1 protein-coding gene and 2 pseudogenes are annotated in these 1,263 nt (G+C 68.6%); all 3 read left to right on the top strand.

Going from position 1 to position 1,263, the window contains the following annotated elements; translation table 11 throughout:
* Positions 1 to 347: 347 nt before the first annotated feature.
* Positions 348 to 681, top strand: a pseudogene (locus AOK24_RS52015) (NAD-dependent malic enzyme); the annotation flags it as partial.
* 2 nt (positions 682 to 683) lie between these two features.
* A pseudogene (locus AOK24_RS52010) lies at positions 684 to 832 on the top strand (NAD-dependent malic enzyme); the annotation flags it as partial.
* 2 nt (positions 833 to 834) lie between these two features.
* On the top strand, positions 835 to 1,263 hold a 429-nt coding region (locus tag AOK24_RS52005), incomplete at both ends, for a malic enzyme-like NAD(P)-binding protein (RefSeq protein WP_276206900.1).

The raw sequence follows: 1,263 nt of genomic DNA, 5'->3' as shown, positions 1-1,263 counted from the left end.
TTCCGGGGCGCACGGGGCTGGGTTTCGAGGTTGTCAAGAGTTGCCCTTGAGCTTGTCCGTATATCGGTGCATGAGTCATGTCACTGGGATATGACCTCCGGAGCGGGATGTAGGGCGTCGACAGATCGAGGGATGCGACCTTGCACGGATCTGACTCGTGCGGGGCGCGGTCCGTCGAGTAAAAAGGTTGTCCAACACCCCTCATCCGGGGCTCAAGAGCGCGTGTGCGGCGTGCTCGTCGCGTATCGGTCTGGTCTGGCGTCACCGCCGTGGGCCGTACGCGGTCCCGCCCGCTCCTCAATCAGGGGCGGCCACCCTCAAACATGAACGAGTAAGGGGTACGACACATGGCAGCGGAGATCGTCAATCCTCGCAGCGACAGCACGGGCGACGCGTTCGACCCGGCTTTCGCGCTGCACCGGGGCGGGAAAATGGCTGTTCAGGCCACCGTTCCGATCCGTGACAAGGACGACCTGTCCCTGGCCTACACGCCCGGCGTGGCCCGCGTGTGCACCGCCATCGCCGAGAATCCGGAACTCGTCGACGACTACACGTGGAAGTCGTCCGTCGTCGCCGTCGTCACCGACGGTACGGCCGTCCTGGGGCTCGGCGACATCGGGCCCGAGGCGTCCCTCCCCGTGATGGAGGGCAAGGCCATCCTCTTCAAGCAGTTCGGCGGCGNNTGGCCTGCACGGGCGTCGACGAGATCGTCGAGACCGTCGTGCGGCTCGCGCCCTCCTTCGGCGGCGTCAACCTCGAAGACATCTCGGCGCCGCGGTGCTTCGAGATCGAGCGGCGGCTCCAGGACGCGCTCGACATCCCCGTCTTCCACNNGCCCTGCGCAACGCCGCCCGGCTGAGCGGGCGGGCCGTCGGGGACCTGCGTGCCGTCATCTCCGGCGCCGGTGCCGCGGGCGTCGCCATCGCGAAGATGCTCGTCGAGGCCGGGATCGGGGACGTCGCCGTCGCCGACCGCAAGGGTGTCGTCTCCGCCGACCGGGACGACCTCACGGACGTCAAGCGGAAGCTCGCGGGGTTCACGAACAAGGCGGGGCTGAGTGGGTCCCTCGAGGACGCGCTCGCCGGGGCCGACGTGTTCATCGGGGTGTCCGGGGGGACGGTGGCCGAGTCCGCCGTCGCTTCCATGGCGCCCGGGGCGTTCGTGTTCGCCATGGCCAATCCCAACCCCGAGGTCCACCCCGAGGTCGCGCACAAGTACGCGGCCGTCGTGGCCACGGGGCGGTCCGACTTCCCCAACCAGATC

This window comes from Streptomyces niveiscabiei (genome assembly GCF_001419795.1).
Taxonomy (GTDB): domain Bacteria; phylum Actinomycetota; class Actinomycetes; order Streptomycetales; family Streptomycetaceae; genus Streptomyces; species Streptomyces niveiscabiei.
Note: the sequence above shows the minus strand (reverse complement) of the source record. Positions and strands in the feature narration are given on the sequence as shown.